At 33.0% G+C, this 19,747-nt stretch carries 21 protein-coding genes, 2 tRNA genes and 3 pseudogenes; 7 read left to right on the top strand and 19 right to left on the bottom strand.

Annotated elements, in window-relative coordinates; genetic code table 11:
• Positions 1-137 precede the first annotated feature (137 nt).
• From Trichorick_RS02530 to Trichorick_RS02515, 4 genes and pseudogenes are all read right to left on the bottom strand, one after another.
• Positions 138-398: a Na+/H+ antiporter NhaA gene (locus tag Trichorick_RS02530; protein WP_323738686.1), complete on the bottom strand. Its 261-nt coding sequence runs from the start codon at positions 396-398 to the stop codon at positions 138-140.
• A pseudogene (locus Trichorick_RS02525) lies at positions 395-1,147 on the bottom strand (Na+/H+ antiporter NhaA). Before Trichorick_RS02525 ends, Trichorick_RS02530 begins: the two are co-directional and overlap by 4 nt.
• A 304-nt stretch (positions 1,148-1,451) precedes the next feature.
• Positions 1,452-1,838: a type II toxin-antitoxin system VapC family toxin gene (locus Trichorick_RS02520; RefSeq protein WP_323738685.1), complete on the bottom strand. Its 387-nt coding sequence runs from the start codon at positions 1,836-1,838 to the stop codon at positions 1,452-1,454.
• Positions 1,831-2,076 carry an AbrB/MazE/SpoVT family DNA-binding domain-containing protein gene (locus Trichorick_RS02515; protein ID WP_323738684.1) on the bottom strand — a complete coding sequence of 82 codons (246 nt, stop codon included), beginning with the start codon at positions 2,074-2,076 and terminating at the stop codon, positions 1,831-1,833. The genes Trichorick_RS02520 and Trichorick_RS02515 overlap by 8 nt, the downstream gene beginning before the upstream one ends.
• Before the next feature lie 378 nt (positions 2,077-2,454).
• Between Trichorick_RS02515 and Trichorick_RS02510 the strand changes: the two genes are divergently transcribed.
• Complete coding sequence (locus Trichorick_RS02510) at positions 2,455-3,036, top strand: recombinase family protein (protein ID WP_323738683.1); 582 nt, start codon at positions 2,455-2,457, stop codon at positions 3,034-3,036.
• A complete protein-coding gene (locus tag Trichorick_RS02505; RefSeq protein WP_323738682.1) occupies positions 3,014-3,502 on the top strand; it encodes a hypothetical protein in 489 nt (162 codons plus the stop codon). The genes Trichorick_RS02510 and Trichorick_RS02505 overlap by 23 nt, the downstream gene beginning before the upstream one ends.
• Here the strand turns inward: Trichorick_RS02505 and Trichorick_RS02500 are convergent.
• The 3 genes and pseudogenes from Trichorick_RS02500 to hemW all read right to left on the bottom strand — a co-directional run.
• Positions 3,481-4,148: pseudogene (locus tag Trichorick_RS02500) on the bottom strand (IS982 family transposase); the annotation flags it as partial. The gene Trichorick_RS02505 and the pseudogene Trichorick_RS02500 sit on opposite strands and share 22 nt — an antisense overlap.
• A gap of 104 nt (positions 4,149-4,252) precedes the next feature.
• Entirely contained in the window at positions 4,253-5,860 is a 1,608-nt protein-coding gene (locus Trichorick_RS02495) for a hypothetical protein (protein ID WP_323738680.1), read from the bottom strand.
• A 273-nt stretch (positions 5,861-6,133) separates the two neighbouring features.
• Positions 6,134-7,309: a radical SAM family heme chaperone HemW gene (gene hemW / locus Trichorick_RS02490; protein WP_323738679.1), complete on the bottom strand. Its 1,176-nt coding sequence runs from the start codon at positions 7,307-7,309 to the stop codon at positions 6,134-6,136.
• Positions 7,310-7,434: 125 nt separating this feature from the next.
• Between hemW and Trichorick_RS02485 the strand changes: the two are divergent.
• The 3 genes and pseudogenes from Trichorick_RS02485 to Trichorick_RS02475 all read left to right on the top strand — a co-directional run bounded on the left by Trichorick_RS02485 (position 7,435) and on the right by Trichorick_RS02475 (position 9,469).
• Positions 7,435-8,083 (top strand): annotated as a pseudogene (locus Trichorick_RS02485) (IS982 family transposase).
• A gap of 103 nt (positions 8,084-8,186) precedes the next feature.
• Complete coding sequence (locus tag Trichorick_RS02480; RefSeq protein WP_323738678.1) at positions 8,187-8,483, top strand: YerC/YecD family TrpR-related protein; 297 nt, start codon at positions 8,187-8,189, stop codon at positions 8,481-8,483.
• Positions 8,480-9,469 (top strand): ABC transporter substrate-binding protein, encoded by a 990-nt coding sequence (locus tag Trichorick_RS02475; RefSeq protein ID WP_323738677.1) that lies wholly within the window; start codon positions 8,480-8,482, stop codon positions 9,467-9,469. Before Trichorick_RS02480 ends, Trichorick_RS02475 begins: the two co-directional genes overlap by 4 nt.
• A gap of 333 nt (positions 9,470-9,802) precedes the next feature.
• On the opposite strand, the gene Trichorick_RS02470 is transcribed toward Trichorick_RS02475, so the two are convergent.
• The 4 genes from Trichorick_RS02470 to Trichorick_RS02455 all read right to left on the bottom strand — a co-directional run bounded on the left by Trichorick_RS02470 (position 9,803) and on the right by Trichorick_RS02455 (position 12,356).
• Positions 9,803-11,281: an ATP-binding cassette domain-containing protein gene (locus Trichorick_RS02470; protein ID WP_323738676.1), complete on the bottom strand. Its 1,479-nt coding sequence runs from the start codon at positions 11,279-11,281 to the stop codon at positions 9,803-9,805.
• Positions 11,278-11,658, bottom strand: coding sequence for an asparagine synthase-related protein (locus Trichorick_RS02465; RefSeq protein ID WP_323738675.1), 381 nt, complete (start codon positions 11,656-11,658; stop codon positions 11,278-11,280). The genes Trichorick_RS02470 and Trichorick_RS02465 overlap by 4 nt, the downstream gene beginning before the upstream one ends.
• The gene (locus tag Trichorick_RS02460; RefSeq protein WP_323738674.1) at positions 11,615-12,157 is read right to left on the bottom strand and encodes a hypothetical protein; all 543 of its coding nucleotides are present in this window, start codon (positions 12,155-12,157) and stop codon (positions 11,615-11,617) included. The genes Trichorick_RS02465 and Trichorick_RS02460 overlap by 44 nt, the downstream gene beginning before the upstream one ends.
• Positions 12,158-12,221: 64 nt before the next feature.
• On the bottom strand, positions 12,222-12,356 hold the full coding sequence (locus tag Trichorick_RS02455) for a hypothetical protein (protein WP_323738673.1): 135 nt from the start codon (positions 12,354-12,356) through the stop codon (positions 12,222-12,224).
• A 317-nt stretch (positions 12,357-12,673) separates the two neighbouring features.
• Between Trichorick_RS02455 and Trichorick_RS02450 the strand changes: the two genes are divergently transcribed.
• Positions 12,674-13,132, top strand: a complete 459-nt coding sequence (locus Trichorick_RS02450) for a copper chaperone PCu(A)C (RefSeq protein WP_323738672.1) — start codon at positions 12,674-12,676, stop codon at positions 13,130-13,132.
• Positions 13,133-13,291: 159 nt separating this feature from the next.
• Positions 13,292-13,377 (top strand) — tRNA-Leu (locus Trichorick_RS02445).
• Positions 13,378-13,414: 37 nt separating this feature from the next.
• Here Trichorick_RS02445 and Trichorick_RS02440 read toward each other — a convergent pair.
• The 8 genes from Trichorick_RS02440 to Trichorick_RS02405 form a co-directional block, all read right to left on the bottom strand.
• The gene (locus Trichorick_RS02440) at positions 13,415-14,104 is read right to left on the bottom strand and encodes a CvpA family protein (RefSeq protein ID WP_323738671.1); all 690 of its coding nucleotides are present in this window, start codon (positions 14,102-14,104) and stop codon (positions 13,415-13,417) included.
• On the bottom strand, positions 14,101-14,724 hold the full coding sequence (locus Trichorick_RS02435) for a 5-formyltetrahydrofolate cyclo-ligase (protein ID WP_323738670.1): 624 nt from the start codon (positions 14,722-14,724) through the stop codon (positions 14,101-14,103). The genes Trichorick_RS02440 and Trichorick_RS02435 overlap by 4 nt, the downstream gene beginning before the upstream one ends.
• Before the next feature lie 143 nt (positions 14,725-14,867).
• Positions 14,868-15,560, bottom strand: a complete 693-nt coding sequence (gene dnaQ, locus Trichorick_RS02430; protein ID WP_323738669.1) for a DNA polymerase III subunit epsilon — start codon at positions 15,558-15,560, stop codon at positions 14,868-14,870.
• On the bottom strand, positions 15,529-16,122 hold the full coding sequence (coaE, locus tag Trichorick_RS02425; protein WP_323738668.1) for a dephospho-CoA kinase: 594 nt from the start codon (positions 16,120-16,122) through the stop codon (positions 15,529-15,531). The genes dnaQ and coaE overlap by 32 nt, the downstream gene beginning before the upstream one ends.
• Before the next feature lie 82 nt (positions 16,123-16,204).
• On the bottom strand, positions 16,205-16,900 hold the full coding sequence (locus Trichorick_RS02420; protein ID WP_323738667.1) for an SPOR domain-containing protein: 696 nt from the start codon (positions 16,898-16,900) through the stop codon (positions 16,205-16,207).
• Between the two features lie 323 nt (positions 16,901-17,223).
• A complete protein-coding gene (locus Trichorick_RS02415) occupies positions 17,224-18,021 on the bottom strand; it encodes a division plane positioning ATPase MipZ (protein WP_410250259.1) in 798 nt (265 codons plus the stop codon).
• 17 nt (positions 18,022-18,038) lie between these two features.
• On the bottom strand, positions 18,039-19,547 hold the full coding sequence (locus Trichorick_RS02410) for a leucyl aminopeptidase (protein ID WP_323738665.1): 1,509 nt from the start codon (positions 19,545-19,547) through the stop codon (positions 18,039-18,041).
• A 47-nt stretch (positions 19,548-19,594) separates the two neighbouring features.
• Positions 19,595-19,671: transfer RNA gene (locus Trichorick_RS02405), tRNA-Arg, on the bottom strand.
• Positions 19,672-19,747 lie beyond the last annotated feature (76 nt).

Genomic DNA, 19,747 nt, shown 5'->3' with positions numbered 1-19,747 from the left:
AGCTGATAGCCATTAGAACGCTAGATTCATCTCTACAAAAGAACATTAGGCACCGCAGGGATCAAAAAAGCTTACTTAACTTAAGATAATTATCCTACTTTCATTTTTAGTATATGCTTTATCTCTAGAGTTAGTATCTATGCCATTACTACACAGCTAAGAGACCCTGCTATTACTCCCATCTTTACTAAATTTTGTAAGATTGATATAGGGAAAGCTAGAAAGCCAATAAAAAGGCTCATGGTGAAGCCTATGCCGGCGAAAACCGAAGCTATATAAATAAAAATAAAACTACTGTCCGGTGGAAGCGCTGCCCATTTTAGTTTAATAGCTATATAAGAGGATAACGTAATACCTAATTGTTTCCCTAGGAATAAACCTAAAAATACCCCAATCACATAGGATTAAACATCTCTCCAAATTGGTCACTTGAAAATACTACACCGCTAGACGTGAATGAGAAAATCGGTAAAATACCAAATTGTACTATAGGGTGCAGACTATTCATCAATTCCTTTAAGTAAGGAGTGCCAGAAGCCTTGTTTAACGGTATAGAAGAACCTACTAGAAATCCTGCAAGAGTTGTAATAGAGCACCGCGTTATGAAAGCAAATAACTAAGGCGCTACCTAACAGGATGTAGAAGTAGCTCACCGTAACTTTCTTTTTATAGAAAGTCCATAAGCAAATTAACAAAGGTAAGCTTATCCATAGCCAGAGTATTTTAAAACCAGAGGTATAAAAACCGCAATAATAATGATAGCGCCTAAATCGTCAAAGATTGCTATAGATAACAAAAACACTTTTATAGAAGAAGGTATTGACCTGCCTAGTAAGTTAAATAGACAAATTGCGAAGGCGATATCAGTAGCACAAGGTATAGCAAACCCACTATAATTTTCTGAGTGATTAATATTAATAAGAAAATAAATTATGGCCGGCATTGCTATACCCCCTAATGCTGCCATAAAAGGTAATATTACCTGCTTTTTATCTGAAAGAAAGCCTTCATGAAATTCATGGCGTAGCTCCATCCCTATATAAGAAGCAAAAAATATTACCATTAAAGTATCTTTTACTATAACCTTTAACGATTGTTCTAAAGTAAAATTAAAAAATCCAAGCTTGATCGGACTATTTATTAACACTTCATACCACGTTTGTAGTGTTAGATAAGATTAAAGCTGCTCACATAGCAGCGATCATTAATATTCCACCTATAGTCTCAATCTTCTTATGGCTTAATTTCATCGCTATTATCCCTCCTTTATCAATTACCTTTGCAGAGTAGCATGACTTATTTTGCTCCTCTAATGTTAGCGATTTCTTTTAAATAGCTATATTCAAACCGAATTCGGGTTATTCTAATATTTATTGTCAGCTAGGATGTGAATTTGTGAATTAAATGGCGCAGTAGTGGATGTATTTCAGATAAGTATGTAATGTGATAATTTATCTAATTAACCTAATGTCGGCATTTTCTAGTTTAAGCTCTGCCCAAATTTTATCTGCCGTATAGATAGGTAGCCCAAGTTTTATACCTAGGCTAATGCAAGCTCTGTCGCCAATAGATAAACCTAAATGTTTTGTTGATTTCTTTAAAGAGGCACAAAGAATAGAATATTTAAAATCAAAAGCTATTATAGAATCGATAAAAGGCTCAATTGCTTTACTTACTTGTTCTACATTCATTTCGGAGTCTAATAGAATAGAGGCTACTTCCGAAACATTTATGCTAGACATTACTATGCTACCTAATAATTCTTCTACTATAGAACTACCTTCTTCATTCTTAATTAACGCAACCAGAGCCGAAGAATCTAATATTACTTTATTCATTTTTAGCCTCTGCTCTTCGCTCTAGAATTAACTTATCGACCAAACTTATATTTGGATCATGATACTGATTAATCATTTCACGCACTTTTTGCAGGTTAGTCTTAATAGGAATTAAGGTAAGTTCATTGTTACTCAGATTAAAAACTATTTCATCGCCTTCTTTAAGCTTGAGAGATTTACGGTAAATGGCAGGAATAGAGATTTTACCACCTTTAACTATTTTAGATTTAGCTAACATAATTGTGTCTCAATTGTATCTATTACATAATACCATACACTAGTATCATACTAACTTAGTATAGTATTTATTACTTTGACTATCAAGCTAATTTAAAGAGCTATTTTATTATTAGATACTAAAATTATGATGCTATTAAATTTTAATTTAATAGCTAAATTATTATTAGTATAATAAAACTGTCTAATTAAAGGCTTTGTCTAACTGTACAAGTTTTCAACACTAAGGAAATGCCGTATTGAAGCACCTTTTCAAAAAACCGCAAACTATAAAATATAAGTGTCAAGCAAATAAATGTCAAATATAAGCATTATGTTTGACATTTATACCAAAATGATTAACAATCACCCCAATCAAAAATAAACTAGGATGTTAAAAATGAAAATTGGGTACGCTAGAGTTTCAACTAAGCATCAACGAGAATCGTTAGATTTACAGATAGTTTCATTAAAAACAGCCGGATGTACAGAAGTCTATTCTGAGATTATCAGTGGAGTAAATTCCAAAAGACCGGAGCTTACGAAGCTATTAAGCGAGATTCAAATGGGTGAAACGTTAGTTATTACAGCAGTTGATAGGTTAGGTAGAAGCTTGAAAGATTTAATAGGCATAATTAGCGATTTAAAAGAACGATCTATATATTTCCAAAGCTTAAAAGAGCAAATGGATACAAGTACTAATACTGGGATGTTAATGTTCAATATGATGGGCTCAATAGCAGAATTTGAAAGGAACTTAATTAATAGAAGAATTTACGAGGGGGTAAAAAGGGCAAAAGAGCTCGGTAAATATAAAGGTCGTACTTATTCAGTAGATAAAAGCATAAGGCAAGAATATGTAAGAATGCTGAAGAGTGGTAAATATTCAGTATCTTATCTAGCAAAAATGGCTAAAGTTTCAAGGCAGACACTATATAATTGGCAAATAGAATTTACTAATGACCAAAAATGTGTTCAGTAAATACCTTATAATTAAGCCATATCTTGAACAAGAAAGTAGCTTATCTAGCATATCTACTAATAGTGAAGCAGCACTACGCACATTACAGAGATGGATAGCGCAATACAAGAAGAATGGGTTACAAAATTTAGATAGGAAGCATTGTTCCGATTTAGGAACATACTGTAAAATTACCAATAAAACTAAAGGAATTATCGAAGGACTATTTTTGCATAAGCAAAATATAAGCATTGCAAATATTACTAGAAAGATTAATGAATATTGTGCGGGGCAAAATATAACGCCAGCTAACTATTGTACAGTTAGAAAAGTAATCCAAGCTATCCCTAAAGGCATGGCAACTTTAGCAAAATATGATGATAAAGCTTATGCTGATAAATACGAGATAATAATGCGCCGAGAAAGTAAATATCCGAATCAGATCAACAAACTAAAGGTTATACCTCAGTTCGAGATAAGCGCATAGTTTAGAGAAAGATCAAAATCGTAATTTATTGAAGGTTTATTTTTCTTCAAGCAATAAGATATAAAGGTGGATAGTATATGTACAAAGGCGTTAATCGGTGATCTATGTCTGGTGTGTTCAAGGTTCATTTTATTTTTCAAATAATCAAATACTGTTTCAATTATATTTCGTTTTCGTAGTAAGGTTTAAATCCATTAATTTATTCGGCATATTCTTTTTAATTCCATGCACCATTTTCAATCCTCTTCCATATAAGTTGACGAATAGATTTTGTTTAATATAACCTTTGTCAGCATATATAAAACCAGTTAAATCCCTTGTTAAATCAGGCACTGGAACTCTATCATCTACGTTTCCTTTAGTCATTTTTAGCGCAATAAATTCAACTTTTTCATTGATCACCAAATGTAGTTTAAATCCATAAAAAAAGCCCATAGATGACTTACCTTGCTTGGCAAGTCCAGCAAATGTTTTATTCCTATAGCGTCTTTTATTGTGGCAGATTTTAATTGCAGTAGCATCCATAAAATATGTACCAGTTTCTTCGCCAAACAACATATGCAAAAGTATATTAAACGGTAAAAATAATCTAGACATTAAGTTCTACAAAACGGTTATAACTCAAGGTATTCGGAAAGTCGTCTTTTCATCTAATCCAGAGTTGAGGTTAGTAAATAACTATCAGAGATTTATTTAATAATAAAGTCAAGTCTGCATATTTCTATGCAGACTTTTTTATCTATCAAAGTATTAAAGGTCAATATTTTGTATTTGTCCAAGAAGTACAGCTAGATCATGATTAGTTTGATCTATAGTAACTAAATCATTGTGATCGACAAGCAAGCCATGTTCTACTAGTGCTACTGCAATATTAGTAGATGTTTGAGCATTGACAATATGCAGAACATTCTGATTCAAGAATCCCGCATCTACTTGTGGATAGGCTAATATTGTGTTTACCAATTCCAAATCACCGGAGTTGATTACTTCTGTAATTACATTATTACCATAAGGAGCTTGTATCAAATCTACCTGTGCCAAGTTCAACAACTGCTTTGCTATATCAGACCGCTGATGCAGAATTGCATAATCAAATAATTCTGTGTGATTTTGTTGAGTATGATCTAAATTATCACTAGCTAGAATCGCGCCTACAAAAGTTGGGCAAGTCTGACCTAAATGATCAATCGCATATTCAAACAATTTCTGGCCATTTACCTGCTGATTTACATTAACACCATGTTCAACTAAAGTTTGGGCAAATTGTGGATTAACTTGGATTATTCCATCTAAATTTACATTTAATCCTTTATCTACCAATGCTGTCGCTACCGCTTGAGGTGTATTAAATAATACCGTATTTGCTGCATTATTATTCAAGAATACCGCATCTACTTGTGGATAGGCTAATATTGTGTTTACCAATCCTAGATCGTCAGAGTTGATTACTTCGGTAATTACATTATTACCATAAGGGGCTTGTATCAAATCTACCTGTGCCAAGTTCAACAACTGCTGCGCTAAATCAACTCGACCATGAGTAATTGCATAAACAAATAATTCTGTGTGATTTTGTTGAGTATGATCTAAATTATCACTAGCTAGAATCGCGCCTACAAAAGTTGGGCAAGTCTGACCTAAATGATCAATCGCATATTCAAACAATTTCTGGCCATTTACCTGCTGATTTACATTAACACCATGTTCAACTAAAGTTTGGGCAAATTGTGGATTAACTTGGATTATTCCATCTAAATTTACATTTAATCCTTTATCTACCAATGCTGTCGCTACTGCTTGAGGTGTATTAAATAATACCGTATTTGCTGCATTATTATTCAAGAATACCGCATCTACTTGTGGATAGGCTAATATTGTGTTTACCAATCCTAGATCGCCAGACTTAATAGCTAAACTTATAGTACTAACCCAGTTAGCATTAAGCACAGAAGTTACTACCTCAGAAAAATCTATTTGTCCATGAGTTAATAATTGTAGTGCTATATCTGTTCTCAGATACTCTACCGCATAAGCAAATAAAGTTGTGTTGTTAAAATGAACATTATAATCTAGGTCAACTCTTGCGAGTAGAGCTTGTACTAATTGTGGCACCGGAAGGTTCATCGGATTAATAGCATTAGCCAGTAACGGCAGACCATTATCTAAAATCTGATTAACATTCACATGCGTTACTTTCTCAATGAGAAGCTGCGCTAAATCATTATTCCCATTTTGTATAATAGTTTTTAGATCAATTTCTGGCACCCACACTAGCCCTGCTTCCGGAGTTTCCTCTAAAGTTTGTCTTAATAAGACAACATTTTCTTGTTGTAAAAGATTATCTAATTTTTCTTTCATATATCCTCATTAACTTATTTAAAATTAAGGTAGCCTTATTAGACTTCTTCGGAAACTGTATCTAACAGGTAATTTTGCTCACTCAAAACTTGTCTCCGCTCCGCAACAAACAAGAGACTGCTTGCGGTGCTCCCCTTCTTTTTCCAAGAATTCCTTTCTTATATGCAGTTTTCGAAGAATCTATTCTTTTCTGGAGATTATGAGTAATAATTGATAAAATCCTAAATGTCAATAATTTTAATCTATATTAAACTTTGATTTACTAACAAACATTTAGCTTATTAACTTATACTCGGATACCAATAACCTTGGTACCAAATAATTATGCAACATCAAACCTTTATTAGTAAAATAAATATACTTATCTGAATATATTAATAGTCCTAAGTTGTAATAATACTTCACCATATCCAGGTTGATTACATCTTTCATTTCGACACAATCGCTTAACCACCAAAGATTCTTAATATTAATCCCTTCCTTTAAACGTAGTCCCATCATCACACATTCAGTGATCGCTTCTATTGCACTTAAATTAGCTGATGACTGAATACCAGCCTCAGATTTCAGAACAGCACTTAACCACTTTGCTGGATTATGATACATCATTATACTACATACAGAGTTCTTGGATATAATCCTACTATGAGCTCCAGGACCAATACCTAGATAACTCTGGTAATTCCAATAAGTCAAATTATGCACACATTCATAAGAGTCTTTAGCGTAATTTGAAATCTCGTATCTTGTATAACCTTGTGTCGCAAGGTATTCCGTAGTCCATTCATACATTTGCGCTGCTAAATCATTATTGGGCAGTGATAATTTCCCATCATGAAATAATTTATAAAATGCCGTGCCTTTTTCAACAGTCAATTGATATAATGAAATATGCCCAGAAGCAAGTTCACATGCTTCCATTAATTCCATTTGCCACTCTTTTAGAGTTTGGCCACTTCTAGCATAAATTAAATCAAATGATACTTTATCAAAAATATTATTGGCTTGGATAATAGCTTGCCTTGCTGCTCCTGCATCATGCTGACGACCAAGTTTAAACAAATCTTTGTTTTTTAAAGCCTGAACCCCTATTGATACTCGATTAATCCCTGATGTTTTAAATTCTTTAAATTTATTTATCTCAAATGAAGTGGGGTTGGCTTCTAAAGTAATTTCGGTATTATTATTAATAATAGCTAATGAAGATATTTTTTCTATAATTCCTTGTACTACTCTAGGCTCCATCAAAGACGGTGTTCCACCGCCAAAAAAAATTGATTTTATATATTTACCGCCAAAAATGCTGGAAAAATAGTCAAGCTCTTGCAAATATGACTTTAACCAAACATCATGGTTAATAGTCTCTGCTACATGAGAGTTAAAATCACAATATGGACATTTAGCTAAACAAAATGGCCAATGTACATATATCGAAATATTATTGGACATCACTGATACGGTCTCATTAGATTTTTTAAACCCCAACTCTGGATTAGATGAAGGTTAGAAGGTGATGTTTACAAGGGGTTAGAGATACTCTATACAAGTTTTAGCAATAAAACCAAGAGTATCACATGAAGAAAGATATAACCGCACTATTTTGTTTTGTCGATGATTTTGTAAAATTCAGCGATAAGTGAATAAGTAACTCATATTTACCGATTAGTAGAAAACTTACTAGAATACCGGAGATAAGCTATTCGGAGATTCTGACGATTGTATTGTTATATCATCGATCTTCTTGTAAACATCACCTTCTTACCTTCATCTAATCCAGAGTTGGGGTTACAAAGGGTTGGTTCTTTGGATTAAAATTACATTTGTTGATTAACTAAAATGGAGAGATTCAAAATCTTAAATTAACTAAAGAGAATGTAGATGATAGAATGCCTGTACCAGCAATGACTAATACTACTGTTTAGTGATAAAGGTTATGTAAAACAGGATCTTTTTAATGAGCTTTACCAAAGGGGATTAAAGCTGGTTACCGTTATAAAGAAAGGTATGAAAAATAAGTTGATTCCTATATTCGAGAAAATTCTATTGCGTAAACGCTCAATTATTGAAACCGTTTTTAGTATATTAAAATATTCTTTTGAGCTCGAACATACAAGACACAGATCAATTTGGAATGCTTTCGTTCATATTCTCTCTACTGTGGTTGCTTATTCTATGAAACCTACCAAACCAGCTATTACAAAAAATTATTTAATACAGAACTGAGGTTACAAATCTAAGCGCCTGAAAGATATTCCAAAATTTTGTCTTGACAATATTGTACTACTGTAATAGTATGATACTACACTTTAGCAGGAAATAGTTTAAAATGAAAGATGCAGACCATCATACCACAATCGAATTGTTTGATGCTTTGGCACAATTAAGTGATAAAAATGAAGCCATGAGATTTATTTTGGATTTATGTACTCCACAAGAAATAAAAGCATTAAAAGAAAGATGGAAAGTGGCTCAGCTACTAGATCAAAATGAATTATCTTATCGACAAATTCATGCTATTACCGGTGCTAGCCTTACTACCATAGGTAGAGTGGCTAGATTTTTAAGAGAAGAACATAACCAAGGATATCAACTCATGTTATATAAATTTAGGAGCCTAAAATGAAAAAATCGTTATTTATTACCTTTATTATTGCAGTTTTTTGTTGGTCGTTGAGTATAGCAGCTCTTGCTGTAAACAATGATAAGCCAAAGAAAATCAGTGTATATATTAATCAAACTACCGATCACCCAGCATTAGATACCACAACCAAAGGAATAATAGCAGCGTTGGCTAATTCCGAGTATAGAGTGAATGATAATCTGGATTTACGAATTGAATCCGCTCAAGGAATGGCAACACTTTCACAACAGATTGCTAATAAGTTTGTTGGTCAAGCACCAACTATAGTAGTCGGCGTTGGCACTGTTGCCGCTCAAAGTTTTATTAAATATGCTAAACTTGGTCAAATAAAGATGGTATTTAGCACAGTTACCGATCCATTAGGAGCAGGGCTAGTTAATAACATTCAAAGACCTGGTGGTAATATTTCGGGTGTATCGAATTTTGTACAGTTAGAACCACAATTGGAGTTATTTAAAAAGCTGTTGCCGTCACTAAAAAAACTTGGCATTTTATATAATCCAGGTGAAGCAAATTCTGTAAGTATTGTACAAAAATTGGAGAAACTTTGTCCAAAGTTTGACCTAACTTTAGTCAAACAAACCGCAAGTAAAACTGCCGATGTAGCACAAAGTGCTGCAAAGCTGGCAGTGAGTAGTGAAGCAATTTTTATCAGTAATGATAACACAGCTTTGAGTGCTATGCAAAGTATCATTAAAGCTGCAAACGAAGCCACTATACCGGTGTTTGTTAGTGATACTGATGCGATAGGCAGCGGAGCAGTGGCTGCTCTCGGACCAAATCAATATCAAGTAGGGTGGCAAACGGGAAAAATGATCGTTCGTATCGTACAAGATTCAGATAGTGCATTACCAGCTGTGGAATTTCCAGAAAGCACCGAGTTGTACCTTGATCTTAACGCAGCAAAAAAACTTGGTATCAATGTACCACAGGACATTGTAAAACAAGCAGCAAAAATAATAGAATAATTATTTAGATTGGTTTGATTAATTCTATAATATAATAGACCTCTTGCATAACTATAGCTGGCTTATAATTTTGTTATCAAAACAAATTTGACTGTCATTACCTAACTATAATTACCTGCATAAAGTAGAGTTTGGGAGAGAGGTCTATTGAATTATTTGTCCTTTTTTAATGTATAATACTTTATCTGCAATCGCGATTGTGCTTGGTTTATGAGCAATGATTATTTTAGTTTGATGCTTAAATAACCTCTTTACAATTGTTAGGACTTTATCTTCAGTTGTTTGATCCAAAGAGGAAGTAAATTCATCAAAGATACATATCTGAGGTTTTTTTTAAAAAATCCTTGCTATAGCAATGCGTTGTTTTTCACCGCCTGACACTTTGGCCTCTCTTTCTCCAACATGTCGTTTATTACTAAGATGCTGCATAGACAGCTTATTCATAATATCTTGTATTTCAGCATTGCTGGCGTTCAAGTTGCCATAAACAATATTTTCTTTAATACTACGATTAAATAAAGCGCAATCTTGTGGAACTATCCCAAATAGATTAATCAGTACTGACTCAGGGATTTGCTGAATATTATAACCGCCAATTAAGATTTGACCAGCAGGTTCAATAAATTTCAATAGTAACTTAACCAAAGTAGATTTACCGGCTCCGCTTTCTCCAATTATTGCTATAGTTTGTCCGTACGGAATGGTGAAAGAAATATTATCAAGAATTTTTTGGTGATCATCAGTTAAGTAAGTTACATTTTTAAATTCAACATTTGGTTTAGTTATTGATAAATCCTGCTGCGGATAATATTTTGTCGATTGCATGTCTTTAGTTAAATCAAAAAATGCTTGCATATCAATAAATGAACGCTTTAAATTTAGCAGAATATAACCAAAATTACTCATAGGTACTGAAAATTGTATTAGATAAGTATTTAGCAAGACAAATCCACCTAAGCTCATGTCGGAATTAAGCACATCATAACCAGATTTTAGAGTAATTAAGGTTAATCCGCTACCAACAATGACGGTTTGTATCAAGTTAATTAGTCCCATCCTTTGATACATGAAAATAGTAGCTTCTTCTTTGCCTTTAAGTCGAAGATCAAATTGATCCTTTTCGAAATCTTCATTATTAAAATACTTAACGGTGTCATAGTGCTGTAGAACATCCAGGCTATAGACAGTGAATTCATTAGCTTTTTGATTATATTCGACTTGATATTCGATATTTTTTTTGGCGGTAACTATAGTAAAAGCTAAATAAGAAACTAAAGTCACCAACAACAATAATCCATATTCCCAGCTAAATAAGTAGATCACAACAGCTACTGCTAAACTTATCTCAATAACAAGCGGGATTACTTGAATCAACATACTATACATCAATGTAGGTAACCCTGCTTCCATTCGATTAAAAACGCTGATTATTTCTCCACTTTTTTTATTAATATGAAACCTAAAATCCATTCTAATTATTTTAGCCAGAGATTTACTAAGTAGTGTGGTCAAAGCTTTAGAAATAAAGCGGAATCCTAAAAAGGTACGTAGAGAATCTAAACTCTGATTTAAAATCCAACATAATCCATAAGCTAATAATATCGCCATAATCCATAGTGGAGATGATGCTTCATTAGTATTTGCTTGTTGCTGTAATAAATCAATAGCATGTTTAAATAACAGCGGTACTGCAATTATCCCTATTGATGAAAGGTAAACTAACAATAAACTAAGCAACATAATTATACGTTGATTAACATTACCATCCCACAATATTCGTATTAGCTTAACTAGAATAGCTTTGAATTTCATAATAAGCTCTGCCAACAGCCAACGAAGATTTCATAACATAATAGATGAATTAGCGACCATTGATAATCTGTTAAGCCTTTACTTATTCGTGAAATATACTTTTCTAAAATCTTCGACTTAATTAGCCCGGCCTTAGCAACAAACCCATTTAAACATAATTCTAGAATATAATCTCGATTTTCTACTAAACTTCGTTGAAAGACTCCAGTGGTCTGCCCTTTAGTTTTACGCCACACTGCATCGCTATTAAAAAAATTGCTTATTTCACGCCTAAATACATAACTGTTATAACTATAATTAAATGAATCATAGCTATTAATTGAAAGCGCTAATTCAATTATTGGCTGAGTCAGAAATGGAAAAAAAATTACAGACATTCGCTCCTTTTAAATTAATTAGAGTACTAGCTAGAGTGATGGTTAGCAGCTGCATTTGCATAGACTTACCCGGTGTTCTAGTATCACCAAGTAACTGATTGTAATTGACGATTTTCCTTGCAATTTTTTTAATTTGTTCTGGTTCAGCATACCAAGGAGCAATTTTATAATAAAGCAGTACTTGTTGTTGCTTGAAAAGATGTCTATATAAAATACTTACTGTTTTCCAGATCAGTTCCCAATAAGTCCAACGATATTGGAGTGCTAATGCTTTCAACTTATTAGGTAAAAATTTAAGTTTTCTATCAATTATTAAGTCAGCTAATATCGTTGGCAAGTATATTCCTGAGGAATAATGTAATTCATGTTTCAGAGCAATATCTAGAGACTTTTTAACTTCTTCATTACAAATGATATATTTATCTCGCTGTATATCTAACAGAATTAGATCGTTATTATAATAGACAGAATAAATATGTTCGCTAAAGTGAAGATACATGATGCTAAATATCCATTAATATTCCTTGCCCTTTATTGATCTAAATACAATAAAGGGCTGTTAGTTATTTCCAGATCCAAAATGCGCCTTCCATTATATTGCCACCTGGAATACCCATAGTGTTTGCTGATGCTGGCATAGAAATACCCAAATTTATTTCTTGTTTAATATTAAATAATTTAAATAACAGCGCTTTCATGATTTCCTCCTATTGATAAATAATAAACTTGAAAGAATCTGCGAAGCTAAATATTGCTTCGCATTTATATTATAATATCTAATAATTGCAAGATCAGCATATTTTTATAACCGGCGGTTAAAATAACGAAGCTACTAAATTGTGATTCTCAGAAAGCACCGAGTTGTACCTTGATCTTAACGCAGCAAAAAATTTGGTATCAATGTACCACAGGATATTGTAAAACAAGTGGCAAAAATAATAGAATAATTATTTGTATTGGCTTGATCAATTCTATAATATAGTTATCGTAAATTTAATATGTGAGTGACGTTAATATGTACAAAAAAATTTTATTATTATTAGCTATTCTATCTTTTATACCAAACATTTTTGCTGCTGATTTAAATTCAAAAACTACTCAACATACTGGTCTAGAAATAACATCTCCATGGGCTAGACCATCAATGTCTGCTCAAGGTAATTCTGCGGCGTATTTAGCTATAAAGAATAATTCAGATAAAGATTATAAACTTATAAGTGCAGCAGCGACTATCGCTAATAATATTGAACTGCACAATAGTTTTGTCGATCAGACTGGAGTGAGTAGGATGATAAAGATAGATAACATTGTTATTCCAGCTGGGAGTACTATAACACTAGCGCCAGGTAAAATGCATATTATGCTCTTCGAGTTACAAAAAGCGCTAAATGTGGGTGATAAATTTAATTTGCAGTTATTATTTGAAAATGCTGATCCACAAACCGTAGAAGTTATAGTTAAATCTGGTAACTAAGCTATTTCCAAATGCTTCTTATGTTATAAAAATTTGCTCATAAAGCTTAAATTATCGATAAAATACTTGCTCTTTTATTTTTTTTTAGTTAGTGTATCGCTGTGTTTAAATTTAAGCTCTAGAGCTCGCATTAACTATATAACTATTATATATTATTGTGCCCGCGTGATGGAATGGTAGACATAACGGACTTAAAATCCGTGGGGCGTAAGCCCTTGCCGGTTCAAGTCCGGCCGCGGGTACCACCTAATTTATAATTCCAAAGGCTTACTAAATCACTGTTTACTGTATTAGCAAATCATCTAACTCGCGCTCTAAAGCATCTTGTAACTCCGGATTAATCTGGTATTTAGGTGCTGTATTGTTATACTTTCCTGTATTATCTAACTTTATACTATCATTCATAGTTTTATTAGGCTTTGGTAACTTAATAGATTCTAAGAAACTAATTGATATAAAAGATATTAAGCCACTGCTTGTTTGTTCAAGATAAGGTGAGGTCAGAGAGTTAGTCAACCATTTTGGATGTTTTTCACTATCACAATGTTGGATAATATCCGCCATTGTTTCTGCTTTTAGGTAACTAGTTGAAGCTAATATTGTAATAATTACAAATATTATTACAACAATGATGCCTCCTCTAATAAATCCTGCTACTAATCCAAGAAATCGATCAACAATTCCTCCACTAATATTTTCTACCATTATATGAAGTTTTGCTGTAACAACACCTAATATAAGTAACGATATAAGATATGAGCTGATACTACTAAGAATCATGATCACTACAGCACTATCAAGATATCTTACTAATATTAATTCTACAAAAGGATATAAAAAATACGCTGCTAAGAATGATAGCATAAATGCTACAAAACTAATGCTAAGCTTTATCAAGCCACGATACATTCCTAACATTGATGATGTAGTGATAATTGTTAAAACTATTATATCAAATATACTAAGATTCATGTTTTTATTACATATTGATCAGTAATAACATAATCTAATTTATGATCAAATATTTCATAAGGTATATATTCCATTAACCATTGATGAAAACATACTCCAACTGTGATTACAGCATTAGATGCTTTAATTATACTTAAGTAACGATCATAATATCCTTGCCCAAATCCTAAGCGATATCCACTAATACTAAGCGCAAGACTAGGGATAATAATAATATCTGGAAACACTTCGAAAGTTGCTGTTGGTTGATATAAATTAGGTATTAAACTTTGAGAAACTGAGTCACCTAAATGATATTTGGCAAATATCATTTGCTGAGTTTCTAATATTTTAGGTAGACCTATATAACTATTAGCGACAATAGCAATCCTTAATAAGTCTGGTTCGCCTTTAAGTGGCCAGTATAGACCTATATAATGTTTATTAGATCCTAAAGCTTTAGTATTACCAAAAAATTTTGGACATCTATTATTAATTACTTCCAATGTATTTTTGTAAATTTTATTATTAGCTTGTTGATATTGATATTCATCAAATGCTTTACGTTCTCTAATTATTTGTTCTCTAATAAGTTGTTTATGCAGCTTGCTATTATTTTTGTTTACTAATTGTGTATGCATTTTCGAAACTATAGCGTCGCTCGGTTGAATTATAGTATGTTAATTTTTTCGCTTCGGGGCTGTGCAAGCAGTGATTACTTTGTTGCGCAACAGCTGAGACGCAGCATATTTGGTGTACCATAATTCAACTAGCGAAGCTATAATCATGACCAGCTTGATGGTACAGTGAGTTTTGTTAAAAAATTATTATGATTTTCTAGCTCTGCTCTAGTAGGTGATATTACTTTAAGCTTTGCTGAGTCAACTTTATAAGAAGTGGTAATAACAGCCATAGCAGATTTTTGCTGTTGATTGTTGTTAGTGATTTCAAAAAACCCTTGCCTTCCTCCCATTAATTCTATATAGACCTCAGCAAGCAATACTGCATCTTTTAATGCTCCATGAAACTGGCGCGTAGAATTATCGACATTAAATCTTTTGCATAGCGCATCTAAGCTGATCTTCATTCCAGGAAACATTTTTCTGGAGATCGCAAGAGTATCAATGGTATTATTAAGCTCTATTGATGGTTGATTGATTAATGACAGTTCATGATTAAGAAACTTGACATCAAATTGAGCATTATGAATAACTAATTTACTATCTGCAATAAATTGTAAAAATTCAATAGCAACATCTTTAAATACTGGTTTGTTCTTAAGAAACTCACCTGAGATCCCATGAATCCTGTAAGCTTCAGTAGGCATATCACGTTCAGGATTAAGATAATAATGAAATTGAGCGCCAGTTAACACTCTATTAATCATTTCTAGAGCTCCAATTTCTACGATACGATGCCCACTTTTTGGGTCAAGACCAGTGGTTTCAGTATCGATTATTATTTCGCGCATATTCATGACATTTTTGTATTAGTTTACGAATTTGTGATTCTAATTCTATAAGATTTATGTCAGTATTGATATCAAAATTTGCTTTTTTAATCTTGTAATCTTGTGGTAATTGAATGGTTTCAATATAATCATAAATTTGCTGATCAAAATTAACTCGCATTTTTGCACGTTCTAATCGTGATTGTTCAGAACAAAAAGTTGTAACTATCAAATCAAAATAGCACTCAAAGTGAGATTCAAATAATAATGGAATCTCAGCAAAAAGCAATAAATCATCTTTATTTTGTTGTTTAAATGCCAGTAATGCCTCTATCACCAAAGGGTGAATAAAATTCTGTAATCTTTCTCTAATTTTTTCATTGTGATAAATTAATTTAGCTATTTCGATTTTATCAAAAACCTTCAATTCTGGTATTAAGTTTAAAATTTGCTGTTGAATAAACTGATCTTTATACACATTCTTGACAAATTCATCAGCAGAAAAGGTATGAAACTTCATAGAAGATAGATAGTTTAGAACAAAACTTTTACCGGAAGCGAAACTACCAGTGATACCTATTGCAATCATTGAGATTAATTTGTAAATTTCAGAATGGAGAATTACAAGAGTATTCAATGAATACTATCAGAATTCAGCATAAACAACTATATTAATTAGTTAATACTGTACAGCGTTGTTGTGATTTAGCAAGTTGTTTACAGATGTTTTTTGCCTGATTTAAGTTATTATATCCATTTACCAGCAATATATAGTAAAATTTGCCTTGATTATCCTTAATCTTTTGCATGATCATCTCGTCCGCTACGAGTAATTTAGGATATCGTTTTTTAAGTTTTTCCCATAAAGCTATACCTTCTACTTCAGATTTAACTGAAGCTAATTGTATTGTGTATTTATGTTTTACTGTATTCCGGATTAATGTTTTATCTAGTTCTTTTGTTTTTTCAGTAACTTTAGTAATATTCAAGGAGCTATTAATAGTTGACGATTTTGTTGTAATAGGAGATGGTTCCTTACTACCTGTCACAATATCAGTAATTATAATATCTATAGGATCTAAGTATTCTTCTTGTTTACGTGAAAACAAAAAATCAATATTCAACGGTTGCTCTGGTTCAGGAAGCAAATCAATTTTCTTATTATAATTATGTTGTTTTGATGTTATAAAGTCTGTTAAATTATCTGAAGAATGTAGAGAAGCCTCACTTGTACGCAAAGGTTTGATTTTAGTTTCTGTATTATCAGGATAAATAGTGATAATTTCATGGATAGAAAACGCAAAGTAGTTATTATAAACAAAATAACTTATCACTCCAATTAAGATAATAGAAAATACTATTTTCATCTTGCATAACTATAGCTGGTTTATAATTTTGCTCACTCAAAACTTGTCTCCATTCCTTGAGTACCAAAAGACTGCTTGTGGCACTCGACTTCGTTTTTGTCTGAAAAATTTCTCAACCATTTCTAGGCATTGCAGGAAGTCTAATAAGCGAATGCTATAATTTTTGTTTATGGAATAAGTTTCTCGCATCTTATGCAATTATTAAAAATCATCCCGAACACACCATGTCATCCCGAACTTGTTTCGGGATCTCATCAGGACTTCATAAGATCCTGAAATAAATTCAGGATGACCCTTTGTGTTCAGGATGACATCTTAAATAACTATATACCTAAACAAGTCAAAAAATCCCGCAATTCTTGCCTAGCGGCGACATGAGATAAAGCCAATGGCTTTCCGAGATTTGCAGTGGTTAAATCAAGTAACGTTAAGCCATATAAAAATAATTCTCGAAATACTACGCGCTCACTAAAGCCAGGAGCAATTTTAAAACTAATTCGTTTTGCTAATTTTTCAAGCACGTACCCTACATTGCGTTTATTTACTGCATCAATTTGACTTAATCGATTACGCATCACTATCCACTCTATTGAGCTCTGATCCCGTGCTGCTCGCTGCATTTTTTGTTCCCAAACCATCTGACTATAAATAGATGGGCTAATAATACTAAGATCATCAGGATTTATTTTAGCCATGACGTCCAGATCCATAAAACTATCATTAATAGGCGTAATTATGGTATCGGCATAAGAGTGAGCTAGTTTTGATAATAATGAATGATAACCAGGGGTATCAATTACTATATACTCCGCTAAGTTGCGTGCATCACACAATTTTTGTTCAAATAACAACAGATTTGCATCTTCATCATTTTCACCTTTGGTCGTCAAATAAAAATGGCAAGGTTGCGGCACTAATTTATCGGGATTTTTTTGATTATATAATTCTCGATTTTTTATATAATTAGTAAGTGAAAGCTGACGTAAATCTGTATCTATGCTGGCAACTTTATACCCTTGATCAAGAAGAGCACTAATTAAATGCATCGCACAGGTAGTTTTACCTGCGCCCCCTTTTTCATTGCCAATTACGAATATGCGAGACATATTTCTATCTTGGATAAGCTGGCTGTGCCTTGCTATACTTCATAATTATCTTGGATAAATTGATTTAACAACCGCACCCCGTAACCAACGGCACCTTTCGGACAAATAGCTTTACCATTTTTTTCCCAAGCCACACCTGCTATATCAAGATGTGCCCAAGCAGTACTTTCATTAACAAAACGACCAATAAAATGCGCTGCAGTAGAACTACCAGCACCATTACCACCACTAATATTAGCCATATCAGCTATATCAGACTTTAGCATTTTGTCGTAATCTTTATGCAACGGCATGCGCCATAATTTTTCATTGACCTGATCTCCAGCTTTAATCAACTGTGATGCTAATTCTTCGTTATTGGCAAAACAACCGGCATAAACATTTCCCAGAGCTACGACAATTGCTCCAGTCAATGTTGCAAGATCAATGACACATTTTGGTTTGAATCTATCTTGAGTATACCAGATAGCATCGGCAAGCACTAATCTTCCCTCAGCATCAGTATTAAGTACTTCTGCAGTTTGACCAGACATGGTTTTAACTATATCACTTGGTCTTTGAGCATTACCAGATGGCATATTCTCGACTAAACCAATTACTCCGACAACATTAACTTTTGCCTTACGTAAAACCAGAGCTTTTATCGTTCCTACCACTGCAGCAGAGCCAGCCATATCATACTTCATATCTCCCATACCAGCTGCCGGTTTGATTGAAATACCACCTGAATCAAAAGTCACGCCTTTACCTACCAGAGCTATCGGCGCTATGTTGTGATCACTCTCACCAAAATATTGCATCACCACTAACTTAGATTCATTTTGTGATCCTTGACCTACACCAAGCAAAGCCCCCATACCGAAGTTGCGCATTTCTCGCTCGCCATAAATCTCCACCTTAATTCCCAAAGGCTCAAGTTCATTTTGAATCATCTCTGCATAAGATGCTGGATATAGAATATTAGGCGGCTCGCTGATATAATTTCTGGCACTAAATACTCCAGTTGCTATAGCTTTTTTTTCAATAAATAGTTTTTCTGCAACCGCAATATCGTCAACCAAAATTTCCACTGAATTTATAGAATTCTTGTCTTCATCTTTTTTCTTAGTAAAATATGAATCAAATTGATAAGATGCTAATAATATTCCACTGCTTAATAAAGCTGCAGCAACTTCACACTGGAAATCACCAATTTTACCGGTTAACATTATACCAATGCTTACTGCTTTAGTTGAATTAGCTAATGATAAAACCTTACCCCCTAATTCTTCAAGACAAGAAGCTTTCAGCTTTGATTCATCACCGATACCAAGAATAATTAAATGCTTAACTGCACCAGCTTTATTGGTAGTAGTTAATATCTTACTTTGACCAGCTTTACCAGAAAAGCCACGTGCATCCTGAATGGTCTTTGAGATCAGACCATGATGTTGCTGATCGAACATCATAGTTGCATTATCAAGTTTTAACCGTTCATCGATAAAGATAACTTCAACTTGATTATCAGATAAAGTATGTTTTGAAAATTTTATATTTAGCATGCTGACACTCATCAATCAATTGTCTAAAGCAAAATTGGGTAATAATTTGGCGCGCCCTAAAGGATTCGAACCTCTGACCCACAGATTAGAAATCTGTTGCTCTATCCTGCTGAGCTAAGGGCGCTAATAACTCAAAAATATTGTAAACGTTTATGGTAAAAAGTTGTCATTGCGAGATTTTGTTAAAAATCGAAGCAATC

Source organism: Candidatus Trichorickettsia mobilis (assembly GCF_034366785.1).
Taxonomy (GTDB): domain Bacteria; phylum Pseudomonadota; class Alphaproteobacteria; order Rickettsiales; family Rickettsiaceae; genus Trichorickettsia; species Trichorickettsia mobilis_A.
The sequence above is the reverse complement of the archived record's forward strand: the minus strand, read 5'-3'. Positions and strand labels throughout refer to the sequence as shown.

Excerpts from the sequence above, each read along its gene's own strand:
- Trichorick_RS02520 (WP_323738685.1), bottom strand. The coding sequence starts at position 1,838 with ATGAATAAAGTAATATTAGATTCTTCGGCTCTGGTTGCGTTAATTAAG.
- Trichorick_RS02515 (WP_323738684.1), bottom strand. The coding sequence starts at position 2,076 with ATGTTAGCTAAATCTAAAATAGTTAAAGGTGGTAAAATCTCTATTCCT.
- Trichorick_RS02510 (WP_323738683.1), top strand. The coding sequence starts at position 2,455 with ATGAAAATTGGGTACGCTAGAGTTTCAACTAAGCATCAACGAGAATCG.
- Trichorick_RS02505 (WP_323738682.1), top strand. The coding sequence starts at position 3,014 with ATGACCAAAAATGTGTTCAGTAAATACCTTATAATTAAGCCATATCTT.
- Trichorick_RS02495 (WP_323738680.1), bottom strand. The coding sequence starts at position 5,860 with ATGAAAGAAAAATTAGATAATCTTTTACAACAAGAAAATGTTGTCTTA.
- hemW (WP_323738679.1), bottom strand. The coding sequence starts at position 7,309 with ATGTCCAATAATATTTCGATATATGTACATTGGCCATTTTGTTTAGCT.
- Trichorick_RS02480 (WP_323738678.1), top strand. The coding sequence starts at position 8,187 with ATGAAAGATGCAGACCATCATACCACAATCGAATTGTTTGATGCTTTG.
- Trichorick_RS02475 (WP_323738677.1), top strand. The coding sequence starts at position 8,480 with ATGAAAAAATCGTTATTTATTACCTTTATTATTGCAGTTTTTTGTTGG.
- Trichorick_RS02470 (WP_323738676.1), bottom strand. The coding sequence starts at position 11,281 with ATGAAATTCAAAGCTATTCTAGTTAAGCTAATACGAATATTGTGGGAT.
- Trichorick_RS02465 (WP_323738675.1), bottom strand. The coding sequence starts at position 11,658 with ATGTCTGTAATTTTTTTTCCATTTCTGACTCAGCCAATAATTGAATTA.
- Trichorick_RS02460 (WP_323738674.1), bottom strand. The coding sequence starts at position 12,157 with ATGTATCTTCACTTTAGCGAACATATTTATTCTGTCTATTATAATAAC.
- Trichorick_RS02455 (WP_323738673.1), bottom strand. The coding sequence starts at position 12,356 with ATGAAAGCGCTGTTATTTAAATTATTTAATATTAAACAAGAAATAAAT.
- Trichorick_RS02450 (WP_323738672.1), top strand. The coding sequence starts at position 12,674 with ATGTACAAAAAAATTTTATTATTATTAGCTATTCTATCTTTTATACCA.
- Trichorick_RS02440 (WP_323738671.1), bottom strand. The coding sequence starts at position 14,104 with ATGAATCTTAGTATATTTGATATAATAGTTTTAACAATTATCACTACA.
- Trichorick_RS02435 (WP_323738670.1), bottom strand. The coding sequence starts at position 14,724 with ATGCATACACAATTAGTAAACAAAAATAATAGCAAGCTGCATAAACAA.
- dnaQ (WP_323738669.1), bottom strand. The coding sequence starts at position 15,560 with ATGAATATGCGCGAAATAATAATCGATACTGAAACCACTGGTCTTGAC.
- coaE (WP_323738668.1), bottom strand. The coding sequence starts at position 16,122 with ATGATTGCAATAGGTATCACTGGTAGTTTCGCTTCCGGTAAAAGTTTT.
- Trichorick_RS02420 (WP_323738667.1), bottom strand. The coding sequence starts at position 16,900 with ATGAAAATAGTATTTTCTATTATCTTAATTGGAGTGATAAGTTATTTT.
- Trichorick_RS02410 (WP_323738665.1), bottom strand. The coding sequence starts at position 19,547 with ATGCTAAATATAAAATTTTCAAAACATACTTTATCTGATAATCAAGTT.